This is a genomic window from Couchioplanes azureus, assembly GCF_014648355.1.
Classification (GTDB): domain Bacteria; phylum Actinomycetota; class Actinomycetes; order Mycobacteriales; family Micromonosporaceae; genus Actinoplanes; species Actinoplanes azureus.
Genome location: NZ_BMQY01000007.1, coordinates 230,831 through 244,821, shown reverse-complemented (window position 1 = coordinate 244,821; position 13,991 = coordinate 230,831). Strand labels below are relative to the sequence as shown.

Annotated in this window: 12 protein-coding genes; 9 read left to right on the top strand and 3 right to left on the bottom strand. The window is 73.6% G+C overall.

What is annotated here, in order from left to right:
• Positions 1-63 precede the first annotated feature (63 nt).
• The 9 genes from IEY99_RS24725 to IEY99_RS24685 all read left to right on the top strand — a co-directional run bounded on the left by IEY99_RS24725 (position 64) and on the right by IEY99_RS24685 (position 10,590).
• Positions 64-2,304, top strand: coding sequence for an ATP-binding protein (locus IEY99_RS24725; protein WP_189206442.1), 2,241 nt, complete (start codon positions 64-66; stop codon positions 2,302-2,304).
• Between the two features lie 46 nt (positions 2,305-2,350).
• A complete protein-coding gene (locus tag IEY99_RS24720; protein WP_189206441.1) occupies positions 2,351-3,274 on the top strand; it encodes a sensor histidine kinase in 924 nt (307 codons plus the stop codon).
• A 120-nt stretch (positions 3,275-3,394) separates the two neighbouring features.
• Positions 3,395-6,769: a Neogenin gene (locus IEY99_RS24715; protein ID WP_189206440.1), complete on the top strand. Its 3,375-nt coding sequence runs from the start codon at positions 3,395-3,397 to the stop codon at positions 6,767-6,769.
• A 123-nt stretch (positions 6,770-6,892) separates the two neighbouring features.
• Positions 6,893-7,222, top strand: a complete 330-nt coding sequence (locus tag IEY99_RS24710) for an STAS domain-containing protein (protein WP_189206439.1) — start codon at positions 6,893-6,895, stop codon at positions 7,220-7,222.
• Positions 7,223-7,261: 39 nt separating this feature from the next.
• Positions 7,262-7,630 carry an MmcQ/YjbR family DNA-binding protein gene (locus IEY99_RS24705; protein WP_189206438.1) on the top strand — a complete coding sequence of 123 codons (369 nt, stop codon included), beginning with the start codon at positions 7,262-7,264 and terminating at the stop codon, positions 7,628-7,630.
• A 69-nt stretch (positions 7,631-7,699) separates the two neighbouring features.
• Positions 7,700-8,272, top strand: coding sequence for a copper chaperone PCu(A)C (locus tag IEY99_RS24700; RefSeq protein WP_373293435.1), 573 nt, complete (start codon positions 7,700-7,702; stop codon positions 8,270-8,272).
• A gap of 2 nt (positions 8,273-8,274) precedes the next feature.
• Positions 8,275-9,453 carry a Dyp-type peroxidase gene (locus IEY99_RS24695; protein ID WP_189206548.1) on the top strand — a complete coding sequence of 393 codons (1,179 nt, stop codon included), beginning with the start codon at positions 8,275-8,277 and terminating at the stop codon, positions 9,451-9,453.
• A complete protein-coding gene (locus IEY99_RS24690; RefSeq protein ID WP_189206436.1) occupies positions 9,366-10,034 on the top strand; it encodes a copper resistance CopC family protein in 669 nt (222 codons plus the stop codon). Before IEY99_RS24695 ends, IEY99_RS24690 begins: the two co-directional genes overlap by 88 nt.
• Positions 10,035-10,128: 94 nt before the next feature.
• Positions 10,129-10,590 carry a hypothetical protein gene (locus IEY99_RS24685; protein ID WP_189206435.1) on the top strand — a complete coding sequence of 154 codons (462 nt, stop codon included), beginning with the start codon at positions 10,129-10,131 and terminating at the stop codon, positions 10,588-10,590.
• Between the two features lie 122 nt (positions 10,591-10,712).
• On the opposite strand, the gene IEY99_RS24680 is transcribed toward IEY99_RS24685, so the two are convergent.
• The 3 genes from IEY99_RS24680 to IEY99_RS24670 form a co-directional block, all read right to left on the bottom strand.
• Complete coding sequence (locus IEY99_RS24680) at positions 10,713-12,692, bottom strand: ATP-binding protein (protein ID WP_189206434.1); 1,980 nt, start codon at positions 12,690-12,692, stop codon at positions 10,713-10,715.
• Between the two features lie 141 nt (positions 12,693-12,833).
• Positions 12,834-13,337 carry a hypothetical protein gene (locus tag IEY99_RS24675; protein ID WP_189206433.1) on the bottom strand — a complete coding sequence of 168 codons (504 nt, stop codon included), beginning with the start codon at positions 13,335-13,337 and terminating at the stop codon, positions 12,834-12,836.
• A gap of 35 nt (positions 13,338-13,372) precedes the next feature.
• Positions 13,373-13,762, bottom strand: coding sequence for a hypothetical protein (locus IEY99_RS24670; protein ID WP_189206432.1), 390 nt, complete (start codon positions 13,760-13,762; stop codon positions 13,373-13,375).
• Positions 13,763-13,991: the final 229 nt, after the last annotated feature.

Here is a 13,991-nt window from a genome sequence, read left to right as displayed (position 1 = left end):
GCATGTCCAGCCTGGGTGAACGGACTCGACTCCCCGGGTCCCGCTCCTGCGAAAGGTCAGCGCATGGGATTTGCGGCGCGCACGCTGGTCGAGGCTGTTCCCGGCCCGGCCGCGATCGTGGATTCCGACGGCCGTGTCCTGGTCGCCAACGGGCGCTGGTCGCGGCCGGACGGCGGCGGCGCGTACCCGGTGGAGGGCGCGCTGCTGGCCCCCGAGACCGGGTGCCCGGCCCACCACCAGCTCCCGGCGGTCGTGCAGCGGATGACGCCCCAGGCGGCGCCCGCCGTGCTGCCCTGCCGGTGCGAGCCGGTGGAGAGCACCGTCCGCGTCACGCACCTGGAGAGCGACTGCGGCGCGCACCGGCGGCTGATCACCGTCGAGCGCGTCGCCGCCCCGCTCGGCGACTCCGAGCCGGACGTCGACGGGGTGGCCAAGGCCAAGTCGCAGTTCCTCGCCCTGCTGGGCCACGAGATCCGCACGCCGGTCACCACCGTGGTCGCCACGGTGGACCTGCTGCGCGCCCAGCCGTTGCAGCAGGGCGTGCGCGAGGTGGTCGACAGTGTGCACCGCTCGGTGCACTCGCTCAAGGCGCTGACCGACGACCTGCTGGACCTGGCCCGGCTGGAGACCGGCAGCCTGCGGGTGGAGCGGCAGCCGGTCGCGCTGCGGCCGGTGCTGGAGGGCATCGTGGAGCCGCTGCAGCAGCAGGCCCGCCGCAAGGGCATCCTGCTGCTGGCCGCACCCGCGCCGGACCTGCCGGCCGCGGTGCTCGGCGACATCCAGCGCCTGCGCCAGGTGCTGACCTGTGTGGTCGGCAACGCGGTGAAGTTCACCGAGGCCGGCGAGGTCATCGTGACCGCCGCCCGCGACGGCGACGACACGTACGTGATCACCGTGTCGGACACCGGGCCGGGCATCGGCGAGCGGGACCGGCAGCGGATCTTCGCGCCGTTCGTCCAGGCGGACTCCTCGGCGGCGCGCAGCCACGAGGGCGCCGGCCTGGGTCTCGCGCTGGCCGCCCGCCTCGTGCAGTGCATGGGCGGCACGATCGACGTCCAGTCCGAGCCGGGCAAGGGCTCGGAGTTCCTGATCCGGCTGCCGCTCGCGGCCGCCACGGACCAGCCGGCGGCGCACCTGCCGCTGCCGCTGACCCGCCGCCGCGTCGCCGTCGTCGCGCCCTCGCCCCGGTCGGTGCTGGCCCTGTCCTGGCTGCTCACCAGCGCGGGCGCCGAGCCGGTGCCGGCGCGCTTCGAGGACCTGGCCAAGCGCATCCCGGACGTCGACACGGTGCTGTGGTGCGACGACTCGCACGACCCCGAGGCCGTACGCCGCGCCGACGCGGTCATCGAGGTGCTCGGCCCGAAGGGCCGCGCGCTGATGATCAGCACCACCGACCCGCGGACCGGCATCGTGCGCAAGCCCGGCGTGCTGACCGCGCCGCTGGTGCTCGGCCGGCTGGTGGCGGCGCTCAATCTGGAGCGGACGGGCGTGCGCGGCGCGCCGGTCACGGTACCGCCGCTGGGCGGCGGCCGGGTGCTGCTCGCCGAGGACAACGACGTCAACCGCACGGTGTTCCGCCGCATGATCGAGCTGCTGGGCGTCGAGTGCGACGCGGTGGCCGACGGCGCCGCCGCGGCCGAGGCGCTGCTCGGTGAGACGTCCTACGACGTGGTGCTGATGGACCTGCAGATGCCCCGCGTCGACGGTCTCGAGGCGACCCGCCGGGTACGCGCCGCCGGCAACGCCACGCCGATCCTGGCGCTGACCGCGACCGCCCTGCACGGCGACCGGGAACGCTGCCTGGAGGCCGGGATGGACGGTCACCTGAGCAAGCCGATCACGCTGCCCGAGCTGCGCGCGGCGCTGGAGCCGTACCTGTCCGGGACCGCGGAGGAGCCGGAGAAGCCGGCCGATCCCCCCGTCGAGGTGGACGCGGCCGACCTGAGCAAGCTGCGTGACCTGGAGGAGCAGCTCGAGGACCGGGCGCTGGTCGTGACCACCGTCAACACGTTCCTGTCGCAGCTCGAGGGGCGCCGCACGGCGCTGGCCGAGGCGCTGCGCAAGCAGGACCACGACGCGCTGCGCGCCACCGCCCACACGCTCAAGTCCTCCAGCGCGCTGCTCGGCGCGGATCCGCTCGCCGAGGCCTGCGCCGAGGTCGAGCGCAGGGCCATCGCCGGCACCAGCGAGAAGGACCTCACCGCGCTGGTCGCCGAGGTGGAGAGCGCCGTCGCCGGCGCGGTCCGAGTGATGTCCGGCTACCTGGCCGCCGACGAGAGGGCCGAGAGTGCCGGACAACGCTGAGCTGCCGAACCTCTCCCCGATCGACGCGACCCAGGATGGTGCCCCCATGCGACTCGTGTCCACCCGTGCCCGGCGCTGGTCGCTGCGCCGGCGCCGGATCGGCCGGTCCGACCAGTGGTACGTCGTCAGCGCGACCCCGCGCCGGCGCGACGTCTACGCCGAGCTCGAACGCGAACGGCGCCGCAACGCGGAGCTGGAGCACCGCGTCCGCGAGCTGAGCCGTTCGGTGCAGGACCTCGAGGCCTTCTCCCGGGAGATCAGCCACGACCTCAAGGCGCCGCTGGCCGGCATCTGCGGGTACGCCCAGCTGCTCACCCACCTCGACGTCGGCTATCCCCGCCCGGTGGACTACGACGACTTCGTCGCGGAGATCAACCGGGGCACCGACCGGATGCGCCGGCTGATCGACGACGTGCTGGCGTACTCGACCGTGCGCGGCGCGCGCCTGCACCTGACGAACATCGACCTGAACGCCCTGATCGACGACGTGGTCGCGGACCAGGCCATGGAGCTGCCCCGCCCCGGCACGGCGCCGCGGCCGGAACCGCAGATCACCTGGGAGCGGCTGCCCCCCGTCCGCGGCGACCACGGGATGCTGCGCCGGGTGGTGGAGAACCTGCTGGGCAACGCGCTCAAGTACGTACGCCCCGGCGAGCCCGCGCAGGTGCACATCTCCGCGCGCACCGGCCCGGACGGGTTCGTCCGCACCGAGGTGACCGACCAGGGCGTCGGCATCCCGGACGGGCAGCACGAGGCGATCTTCGGGGAGCTGCACCGGGCCCATCCGGACGCGTACCCGGGCACGGGCCTCGGCCTGACCATCTGCCGCCGCATCGTGCAGCGGCTCGGCGGCGAGATCGGCGCCGATCCGCAGTTCCGCGGCGGCGCGCGGATCTGGTTCACCCTGCCGGCGGCCAGTACCGAGGCCGGCGCCGAACAGGTTCCCGTGGCGGCCGACGCCGTCCGCTGATCCCGCCTGAAGTCCGCGGTTCCCGCCGCGAACTTGAGGTTCCCCAGAGGTGTGCTTGAGGTCGGCTTGAGGTTGGCCGCCGATCTGACACCCGCAGAGCTCGACCCGAGAAGAGGCCAGATGGACGTCAGACGACTGCTCACCGCGGTGAGCGCGGGACTGGTGGGAGCAGCGGTGACCGTCGTCGGCGTGCCGACCGCGGCCAGTGCCGCCCTGCCTGCGCCCAGCGGGTTCAAGGTGGAACGTTCGCCGAGTGACGTGCGCAAGATCAACGTGTCGTGGAAGCTCGTCCCGGGCGCCCACCACTACGTCGTGGACAGCATCGCGGGCAACGTGGAGACCGTGGCCAGCGTGCCCGGCTCGACGGTCAGCTACACGGTGGACGCTCCCGACGTGTGCAGCTCGTACAAGATCCGGGTGGGCACGGCCGACGCCCTGGACACGGTCACGAACACGTCGTACTGGACCCTGAAGAGCCTGGCACCGGGCTACGTGTCCGGCATGACGACCGGGCGGGCGGAGGACGGCACCGTCCTCACCGCGTCCTGGGGGACCCCGTCGTCCCCGGGCTACACCCCGATCACCGGCTACCGCGTGGTGCTGACCCGCATCGCCGACGGCGTGGTGCTGTACGACCGGACCAGCATGGACCTGTCGTTCCGCTACCCCGGGGCCGACCCGGCGCGGTCGTACAACGTGACGGTCACCCCGATCAACGAGTTCGGCGCGTGCGCGACGGCCAAGTCGATGATCGACCGGTACCGCCCGGCCGACCCCACCGACCTCGTCGTCCAGCGCCGCGCCGACGCCCCCGGCACCGTCGAGCTCGTCTGGAAGGCGGCGACCTCCGGTCCGGCGGCCACCTACTTCCAGGTGGGCTACGGCGAGACCAAGGTCGCGAAGACGCTGCGGGTCGACGCGCCCGCCACCTCCGCCACGCTGCCGCTCGACACCGCCAAGACCTGGGTGGTGGAGGTCAAGGCGTACAACGCCAACGGCGGCAGCGGTGCCGTCACCGGCTCGGTGCCGGTCTTCCAGCCGGTGGCCACGGCGCCGGTCCCGGCGGCCACCGCGTCCAGCGAGCCGACGCCGGTCGCCACGGCGAGCACCCCGGCACCGGACGCCGCCGGCGCCACGGCCGCGCCGAGCGCCCCGGCGACCACCTCGGACGTGGAGTCGACGACGACCACGACGACGGTGGACTCCGGCTCGGACCGCGTCCCGCCGACGATCAGCACGACGCTGTCCACGGCGCCGAAGAACGGCTACTTCAACACGCCGGTGAAGGTGCACTTCACCTGTGCCGACGCCGCCGGGCCGATCGCCAGCTGCCCGGCCGACGCGACCGCGAGCGCCGACGGCGTCGCCCAGCGCGTCTCCGGCACCGCGGTGGACGCCGCGGGCAACACCGCCACGATCACGCTGACGCTGCGCATCGACACGACCCCGCCGGTGGTCACCTCCACCGTCAAGGGCAGCAGGAACGCCGCGGGATGGTACAACGCTCCGCCGTCGGTCCTCTACACCTGCACCGACACCCTCTCGGGCATCAACACCATGAACATCTGCCCGACGGACACCACGGTCACCGTCGACGGTGCCGACCAGAAGGTCACCGGCACGGCGATCGACAAGGCCGGCAACACCAGCTCGGACACCGTGATCATCAGCCTCGACCGGGTCGCGCCGGTGATCACCGCCTCCGTCGTGGGTGACGTGAACGCCGACGGCTGGTACACCACCGCCCCGACGATCCACTACACCTGCACCGACGCGCTGTCCGGCATCGCCACCTGCCCCGCGGACCGCAAGGTCACCGAGGAGGGCGTCGGCCAGGAGATCACCGGCAAGGCCGTGGACAAGGCCGGCAACGTCGCCACCGCCACGGTGAAGCTCAACGTGGACGTCACCGCCCCGGCGATCACCGCCACGGTGGCCGGCGAGGTCAACGCCGAGGGCTGGTACACCACCATGCCGACCGTGCACTTCACCTGCACCGACGGCGGCGCCGGCGTCCGGGAGTGCCCCGCCGACGTGACGCTGCGCGAGGACGGCATCGGCCAGAAGGTCACCGGCACCGCGACCGACCGGGCCGGCAACACCGCCACCGCGGTGGTCACGCTCGACGTGGACCGCGTCGCCCCCGCCATCACCGCCACGGTGCTCGGCGAGCGCAACGCCAACGGCTGGTTCCGCACCGCCCCGACCGTCCACTTCACCTGCTCGGACGCGGGCTCCGGCATCGCCGCCTGCCCCGAGGACCAGGTGATGGGCACGGACGGCGGCGAGCAGACGGTGATCGGCACCGCGGTGGACCGCGCGGGCAACACCGCCACCGCCAGGGTCACGGTCAACGTCGACCTGACCGCCCCGGAGATCACCGCCGAGGTCCTCGGCGAGGCCAACGCCGACGGCTGGTACCGCACCGCCCCGGTCGTCCACTTCACCTGCTCCGACAAGGCCTCCGGCGTCGCCGACTGCCCCGCGGACATCGCGGTGGCCGCCGACGGCCTGGGCAAGATCGTGATGGGTACGGTGGCCGACCTGGCCGGCAACACCACGACCACGTCGGTCACGGTGAGCGTCGACCGCAGCGCCCCGGTCATCACCGCCTCGCTGGTGGATGCGCCGAGCGCGGACGGCTGGTTCAACAGCGCGCCGACCGTGCACTTCAGCTGCTCCGACGAGGGCTCCGGCCTGACCGAGTGCCCGGCCGACGTGACGGTGACCACCAACGGCGCCGGACAGAAGGTGCGCGGCACGGCGACCGACAAGGCGGGCAACGCCACCAGCGCCGAGCTGACCGTCAACGTCGACCTGGTCTCCCCGGAGGTGGCCGCCACGGTGGACGGCGTCAAGAACGACGCCGGCTGGTACCGCACCCCGCCGACCGTGCACTACACCTGCACCGACACGGACTCGGCAGTGGCCTCCTGCCCCGCTCCCGCGACGGTCGCCACCGAGGGCGCCGCGGTCAGCGTGCCCGGTACCGCCGCCGACAAGGCCGGCAACACCACCACCAGCACGCTGAGCTTCAACGTCGACAAGACCGCTCCGGTGGTCACGGTGCAGGGCGTGGCCAACGGCCAGGTGTTCGGCGCCGACGCCGTCCCGGTGGTGTCCTGCCGCACGACCGACCAGGGCTCGGGGGTCGCCGCCCAGGCGAAGGCCACCAAGACCGGCTCCGACATCGGTATGCAGACGGTGGTCTGCGCGGGCGGCGTCGACAAGGCCGGCAACACGGCCCCGGCGGTCACCGTCAAGTACATGGTCGAGCCGACCGTCGCCTGGCTCATGGCGCTCACCCGCCAGTACCTCGGCGACAACGCCACCCCCGCGAACCTGCGGGACGTGGACGCGGCCCTGACCAAGCGGCACTTCATGCTCTACATGGCCAAGGTCGTCGTCCTGTCCCACGGCAAGCGGCCGGCACTGACCTCCGCGGAGGCCGCGACGCTGATCTACTGGGCGTTCGTACTGGACATGCGCGGCTGACCACGGCAAGGCCACGAAGGGGCCGGGGCTCTCACGAGCCCCGGCCCCTTCGGCGTCTGCCGCCCGAGGTGTGGTTGACTGCTCCCGACCCCGCCTCACCGGCGTGGACGAGGGACGGATGCGGTGGACGTCACGATCGAGGCCCGGGCGGAAGCGACGACGGTGTGCCTGGCCGTCGCCGGTGAGATCGACCTGGCCACCGTGGACAAGCTCGACCGTGCCCTGCGCGAGGCGATCTCCCGCTCCGGGGTCACCGAGGTCGTCGCCGACCTCAGCGCCGTCACGTTCTGCGACTCCTCGGGCATCGCGGCGCTGGACCGGGCGTACGGGGAGGGCCTGCGCCGCGGCACCGTCTTCCGCATCACCGCCCCGCGGTCCTCGGTACGCCGGGTGCTCGAGCTCACCGGCATGCTGGAGACCCTGACCGGCTCCCTGCCCCGGCCGTCCGCCTGAGCGGGGTGCCGCGATTCCGGCGAGCAGAGGAGACCGGCGATGGCCGATGCCGACGACGTACGCCGTCTGGCGCTGGCGCTGCCGCACACGGTCGAGATCGACAGTGACGGCTTCGACTTCCGGGTCGCGAACAAGGGGTTCGTCTGGTCGTATCCCGAGCGCCGGCCCGGCAAGCCGCGGGTGCTGCGGACCGACATCGCGGTGCTGTACGTCGGCGACGAGGCCGAGAAGCAGGCGCTGCTGCTCGGTGAGCCCGGCCTGTTCTTCACCACCGCGGGCTACGACGGACTGCCCCTGGTGATGCTGCGCCTGGAGCGGGTCGGCGTGCAGCGGCTGCGGGAACTGGTGACCGACGCGTGGCGGATGCGGGCACCACGGGAGCTGGCCGCGGACCTCGACGGCGCCTGAAAGACCCGGGAACCACGGCGGGACCGGCAACGACCAACGACCGTGTCACCGATCCCGAGGAAGACGATGCTGACGACGACGCTCACCCGCCGTGCCCGTACCGGCGCCGGCCTGACCCTCTCCGCCGTGCTGACCGCCGCCGCCCTGGCCGGCTGCGGCGGCACGGACGCCGCCCCGGCCGCCGCACCGGTCGCGGCCGGCCCGGGGAGCTCCCCCGCGGCGGTGACCGGGCTGGTCGTCCGGGACCCGTGGGTCAAGGCCGCCGACAAGGGCATGACCGCCGGGTTCGCGATCCTGGTCAACGACAGCGACGCCGACATCACCGTACGGTCCGCCACCTCGCCCGCCTCGCCGGTCGAGCTGCACACCATGGCGATGAAGGACGGCAAGATGGTGATGCAGCCCAAGCAGGGCGGGTTCGTCGTCAAGGCGCGCGGCAGCCACCAGCTCGCCCCCGGCGGCGACCACCTGATGCTGATGAAGCCGTCGGCGGCGATCAAGCCGGGCGACGAGGTGTCGTTCACGCTCCAGCTGTCCGCCGGCGGCCCGCTGACCTTCACCGCGATCGCCAAGCCGTTCGCCGGCGCGGGCGAGAGCTACGACCCGGGCCGGAAGACACCCCCGGCGAGCGGCCACCCGTGACCATCAGCCGACGCGCCCTGCTGACCGGCGGCTCCGTCGCCGGCGTCGGCGCGGTGGCGGGCGCCGTCGCCGGCGTCGCTGCGACCGGAGGAATACCCGAGGTCACGGCGGCGCCGGCGACCGCCGGCCTCGGTACGGACACCGTCGCCTTCCACGGCCCCCGCCAGGCCGGCGTGACCACCGAGCCGCCCGCGCACGCCGCCTTCGTCGCCTTCACGCTCGCCGCCGGCACGGACCGGCGGGCACTGGGGCGGATGATGCGGCTGCTCTCCGACGACGCGGCCCGGCTCACCCGCGGCGAGCCCGCGCTGGGCGACACCGACGCGCCGCTGGCCGCCCTGCCCGCCCGGCTGACCGTCACGTTCGGCTTCGGGCCCGGCCTCTACCGCGCGGCCGGCCTCGAGGACCGGCGCCCGCCCTCGGTGGCCGAACTGCCCCCGTTCCGCATCGACCGCCTGCAACGGCGCTGGAGCGGCGGCGACCTGCTGGTGCAGATCTGCGCCGAGGACCCGATGACGGTCACGCACACCCAGCGGATGCTCGTCAAGGACGCCCGGCCGTTCGCCGCCGTCCGCTGGGTGCAGCGCGGCTTCCGCAACACGCCCGGGGTGCAGCCGGCCGGCTTCACCCAGCGCAACGTGCTGGGCCAGTTGGACGGCACGGCCAACCCGCGCGGCGCCGAGCTGGACGCCGCGGTGTGGGCACCGGACGGCGGCACCACCCTCGTGGTGCGCCGCATCCGCGCCGAGATCGAGACGTGGGACCTGCTGGGGACCGCCGACAAGGAGGCCGCGGTCGGCCGGAGGCTGGCCACCGGAGCACCGCTGACCGGGCGGCACGAGCACGACGAGCCGGACTTCGCCGCGCTGGACCCGGCCGGGCTGCCGGTCATGCCCGACTTCTCGCACGTCACCCGGGCCCGGGTCACCGATCCCGCGCGGAAGATCCTGCGCCGGCCGTACAACTACGATGATCCGCCGAACGCCGCGGGACATCCCGACAGCGGCCTGATCTTCGCTTCGTACCAGGCGGACATCGCCCGCCAGTTCCTGCCCATCCAGCGTCGCCTAGCCGAGAAGGACCTGTTGAACCAATGGATCACTCCGATCGGATCCGCAGTCTTCGCCGTACCGCCCGGCTGCGCCGCGGACGGCTGGATCGGCGACCGGCTGCTCGGCTGACCGCCCTGCTGCTGGCCGTCGCCGCCGCCGCGCTGACCGTCCTGCTGCCCGGCGGCCCGGCCTGGGCGCACAACGCGCTGGCCGAGGCCGTACCCGCCAAGAACGCGGTGCTGAAGAAGGCGCCCGGGACGGTCAAGCTGCGGTTCCTGCAGAAGCTCAACCCCGATCTCACCACCGTCACCGTCTCGGACGCCGGTAAGAAGCCGGTTCCGGTGTCCCCGCCGAAGGTCGACGGCGCCACGGTGAGCGTCACGCTGCCGGTGCCGCCGGCCAACGGGAAGTACACGGTCGCGTACCGGGTGGTCTCCCAGGACGGCCACACGGTGCAGGGGTCGTACGACTTCACCGTCAAGGATCCCTCCGCGGCCGCACCGGCCGCGTCGGCGCCCGCCACCCTGCCGTCGGCGGCGGCCGCCAGTGCGGTGGCCACCGGATCGCCCGCCCCGGGCACGCCCCCGGCCCAGCCGGAGAAGACGGCGAGCTCGACGCTCTCGGGCGGGGCGGTCGCCGGGATCATCGCCGCCGTGCTGGTGGTCGCCGCTGCCACCGGTTTCCTGGTACGGCGCCGCCGCGCCCGCTGAGGCCGGTTGCCAGCTCCTCCATCGGGTCGGCACAGGTTCCTGACAGGTCCGCCGCTCACGGTAGGTGACGACCCACTGCCACTCGGAGGTACACGTGAAGCGATCCACCAAACTGACGTCCGTCGCGGCCGGCGTGGCCGTGGCCGGTACCGCCGGCGTTCTGGGCCTCGTCCTCGCTGGGCCGGCGCTGGCGGAGACCGGCCCGTCGGCCTCCCCGTCGGCGTCGACGGCGGCCGGCGACCGGGAGGCCGAGCGGGCGCAGCGGCAGGACGAGTTCGCCGCCGCGCTCGCCACCGAGCTGGGCGTCGACAAGGCCAAGGTCGCCGCCGCGCTGGAGAAGGTGCAGGCCGCCCGGCAGGCGGAGGCGAAGGCGGACCGTACGGCCGAGCTCAAGACCCGGCTCGACGCCGCGGTCGCCGAGGGCAAGCTCACCGCCGACCAGGCCGCCGCCATCCTCGAGGCCGCCGAGAGCGGCGTCCTGCCCCAGGGCGGCGGCCGGGGCGGCCCGGGCGGCCCGGGCGCCTTCGGCGGCGGACACGGTCCCGGCGGCCGCTGACCCGGGCCGGGCAGCCCCTGACCGGGGCCGGGCGGCCGCTGACCCGGTCTCCGGCCGGGCGCCGGGGTCCGCCGGCGCCCGGCCCCGGCGCTGCGGTGGGCCGCCGGTGCGGCGGGTGCGGCTCAGCCGGGGGTGCGCGGGAGCCGCACGGTGACCGCCGTGCCGCTCGGGTGCTCGCGGCTGAGGGTGATCGTGCCCTGGTGGTGTTCGACCACGGCCCGGCACAGGGCCAGGCCGAGCCCGTTGCCCGGGATGCCGCTGTGCCGGACGTTGTCGCCGCGGTAGAGCCGGCGGAACACCGCCGGGCGGTCCTCGCCGCGCAGGCCGATGCCCCTGTCGGTGATCCGCAACACGACGGCCTCGTCGTCCCCGGCGAGCTGCACGGTGACGACGGAGTCGTCGTGGCTGAACTTGACGGCGTTGTCGAGCAGGTTGTCGACGACCTGGCGCAGCCGGCCCACGTCCCCGGTGACGGTCACCTCGGGCGCCAGGTTGGTGTCGATGGTGATCCGCCGCTCGGCGGCCGGCCCGCGCGCCGCGGCGACGGCGGCGCCGACCAGCTCGGTCAGGTCCACCCGGCCGCTCAGCAGGGTGAGGTGACCGCCGTCGAGGGCGGCCAGATCCAGCAGCTGGTCGACGAGCTCCCGCAGCCGGCGGCTGTTGCGGTCGACGACCTCGGCCAGGGCGCGCAGGTCCGGCTCGAGCTCCGGCGCCGCGGCGAGCATCTCGATGTAGGCCCCGATGGACGTCAGCGGCGTCCGCAACTCGTGGCCGACCAGCGCGATGTACTCGTCCGTGGCCGCGGCGAGGTGATGCTCGAGATCGTCCGCCCGGTGCTGCTGCAGGTGCGCGCCGACGCTGCCGGCGATGCCCGTCAGCAGCAGGGCCAGGGCGGGTTCCGGCTCCTGGGGATCGTAGGAGAAGAACGTGAGGACCCCGGTGACGTGCCCGCCGCTGCGGACCGGCACGGCCCCGGCGGCCCGGAACCGGGCCCCCTCGGCGACCTCCGGCAGGATCGGCGCCCCCTCGGCGTGGATGTCGGGCACCCACACCAGCTCGCCGCGCTGCCAGCACAACCCGGCCAGGCCCTGGCCGCGCGCGATGCTGGCGGGTGCGGGCAGCGGCCGCTCGCCCGCTCCGGTGTACGTGGCCTCGATGCGCAGCCGCCCGGTCACCGGGTCGACCAGCCAGAGCCGGACGTAGCGCCAGCCCAGCGTGCCGCCGACCGTACGCACGACCTCCTGGTGGGCCTCCGCGGCGCTCTTGCTCTCGGCGAGGGCCTTGAGCACCTCCGTCGTGCACATCTGGTAGAGGCGGGACTTGTACTCCACGGTGAAGTCGTGGACCGCGGCGACCGCACCGATCACCGCGCCGCCGGCGTCGCGCACCGGCCGCGCGTTGATGGTCAGCCAGCGGGGCCGGCCCCGGCGGTCGTTCGCCAGCAGGCCGGCGTGCTCGACCACCTCGCCGGCCAGCGCCCGCCGCATCGGCAGATCGTCCGGGCCCAGCGGGGAACCGTCGTGGTGGCGCAGGGAGAAGTGCTCCGTCCAGCGCTCCAGCGGAATGCCGGCGCTGTCCTCGCCGAAGAAGCCGCGGACGACGGAGTTCATCATGACCATCCGGCCCGAGCTGTCGCAGGCCGCCAGCCCGGTGTCGGCGCTCTGCAGCAACGCCTCCACGAATGCCGAGTCCATCGCCGGTTCCTGCAACAGCGGTGGCGGGGCGTCGCCGGGCGCGGCCGGGGCGATCAGGTGGCCGGCCAGCGCGGCCGACAGCTCCTGCAGCGTGAAGGGCTTGTGGACCACCGCCGTCGCCCCGCTGTCGTGCAGCCGGCGGTCGTCGTACGCCGGCAGGGCCGTGACCAGGACGACCGGCACGTCCGCGAAGACCGGGTCCCCGCGCAACGCCCGGCACAGCTGCAGGCCGTCCATCTCGGGCATGTCCACGTCCGCGACCACCAGGTCGGGACGCCGGTGCGCGGCCGCCACCAGCGCGGCCCGGCCGTCGTCGGCGACGGTGACGTTGTGGCCCAGCCGGCGGATCACCCCGGCGATCAGCCGCTGATGATCCTGGTCGTCCTCAGCAACCAGTACCGTCGCCATCCGTCCACCCTAAGCGTGAGGAAAGACACAGAAGGGTGAAAACGCCCACTTCGCCGAGCGGTACGGACGCGAGCCGCTCGGCAAAAACCCGGTTCCCACCACCGGGAACGGTGGCGGGAACCGGGCTGTCCCCCAGCAAGGTCAGAGGTCGGGCGGCGGCGTGTAGACGTCGCAGTGGCGGCCGCTCTCGGCGTGGGCCAGGGTCGGGCCGACGCAGAGTCGCAGCGGCGGCTTCGCCCCGCCGAACAGGTAGGCCGACCGGGCCTGGAAGGCGGTTCGTCCCGGGCCGCACACGTAGGCGAGCGTGGGCCAGACGATCTCGTCGGCGGGCCCGTTGGCGGCGAGCTGCACCACGCCGCATCCGGTGCGGCCGTAGTTCGCGAGCGTGCCGCTGACCACCACGGGCGGCACCGGCCGCTCGGGGATGCTCATCGCGAGGTCGTAGATGCCGGTCGCGGTGACCCGCCCGGCGCTCAGCTCGAACTCCGTGCCCTCGGCGGCCACGGCCGTGCGATCGGCCGCCGCGGCCGTGCCACCGGCGGCCGCGCCCGGATCACCGGCGGCCACCGCGGGCGACGCGCCCGCGGCGCAGGCGATTCCCGCGGTCAGGCAGACAGCGAGAGCGCGAATGGCGACAGTCGTCATCGTTCACTCCTGGAAATGGTCCGGAACCGGAAAGGTCAGCGCACGAGAAGCGTGTAGTTGGGCGCCACACCGGTGCGGCAGCGGAAGGACATCCACACCCGGCGGGCCACCCCGTCGGCCCCCACCTGCTGGCACTCGGACAATGGTTCGGCGACCTCGGTGTAGATGGCGGTGTACACCTGCATCTCGCTCGGATAGCGCTCGGTCCGCGCGACGAAGGTGACGTTCAGATCGTCGCCGGCGAAGCCGGAGCGGACCCGCGTGTCGTGCCACACTCCCGCCGCCAGCCCGCCGGCGGCGATGACCTCGGCACGACCGAACGCGTACGTGCCCAGGAGCGTGGTGGTCTCGCACGGCGGCGCGGCCTGGGCGGCGCTGGGTGCGAGCACGGCGGCGACGGTCGCGGCCAGAACGGCGCTTCGCATTTCTCGACATCCTCCGAAAATGGCCACGGGGTTCGCCCGCAGCGCGATGAATGCACCGCGGGAGGGTTTCCCCCGGGCAACGGAAATGACGTTACGGGGCGATTGCTGCACCCGGTGCAAGCAAGCTCGGACCAAGTGGAGAAGAAGCTGTTAAACCATGAACGATTGTTCAGCCCTGTGGTCGCGGCGCCTGCGAAATCGACAATTCCCGCCGCGAGGTGGCATTGAT

Bases quoted from the DNA above. Each gene is read 5' to 3' on its own strand.
- IEY99_RS24670 (WP_189206432.1), bottom strand. From the start codon at position 13,762: ATGCGAAGCGCCGTTCTGGCCGCGACCGTCGCCGCCGTGCTCGCACCC.
- IEY99_RS24690 (WP_189206436.1), top strand. From the start codon at position 9,366: ATGGATCACTCCGATCGGATCCGCAGTCTTCGCCGTACCGCCCGGCTG.
- IEY99_RS24715 (WP_189206440.1), top strand. From the start codon at position 3,395: ATGGACGTCAGACGACTGCTCACCGCGGTGAGCGCGGGACTGGTGGGA.
- IEY99_RS24675 (WP_189206433.1), bottom strand. From the start codon at position 13,337: ATGACGACTGTCGCCATTCGCGCTCTCGCTGTCTGCCTGACCGCGGGA.
- IEY99_RS24680 (WP_189206434.1), bottom strand. From the start codon at position 12,692: ATGGCGACGGTACTGGTTGCTGAGGACGACCAGGATCATCAGCGGCTG.
- IEY99_RS24705 (WP_189206438.1), top strand. From the start codon at position 7,262: ATGGCCGATGCCGACGACGTACGCCGTCTGGCGCTGGCGCTGCCGCAC.
- IEY99_RS24720 (WP_189206441.1), top strand. From the start codon at position 2,351: ATGCGACTCGTGTCCACCCGTGCCCGGCGCTGGTCGCTGCGCCGGCGC.
- IEY99_RS24725 (WP_189206442.1), top strand. From the start codon at position 64: ATGGGATTTGCGGCGCGCACGCTGGTCGAGGCTGTTCCCGGCCCGGCC.